This window comes from Mesorhizobium sp. M2E.F.Ca.ET.209.01.1.1 (assembly GCF_004010375.2).
GTDB lineage: Bacteria > Pseudomonadota > Alphaproteobacteria > Rhizobiales > Rhizobiaceae > Mesorhizobium.
The window spans coordinates 1-291 of the sequence record NZ_SADP02001164.1; the positions used below are offsets into that span (position 1 = coordinate 1).

At 65.6% G+C, this 291-nt stretch carries 1 protein-coding gene; it reads right to left on the reverse strand.

All coding sequences use genetic code 11. The annotated features are described in order from the left end of the window. Positions 1 to 290: alcohol dehydrogenase catalytic domain-containing protein (locus tag EN852_RS39565; RefSeq protein WP_148671973.1), on the reverse strand; the 290-nt coding region annotated here is incomplete at its 3' end. Position 291 lies beyond the last annotated feature (1 nt).

Below are 291 nucleotides of genomic sequence, written 5' to 3' on the forward strand. Positions count from 1 at the left end.
CTGGGATAGGGCTCCTCCCCGCCCACGACGACTGTGCCGACACCTTCGAAGCCCGCCGGCTGGCCCTTGGCGCGCGGCTGCCCGTACTGGCCCTTGATGAAGGCGACATCCGATGGATTGATCGAAGCCAGACTGACCTTGATCAGCACCTGGCTCGGTCCGGGCGCCGGCACGGCGATGCTTCCCGGCTCGAGATACGGCTCCATCGCCTTGAGCGCACTGCCGCTCGGTGTCCTGGTATAGCCGTCGCCGACCAAGAGCAGCGCCTTCATTTCGGAGGGGATTGTCATC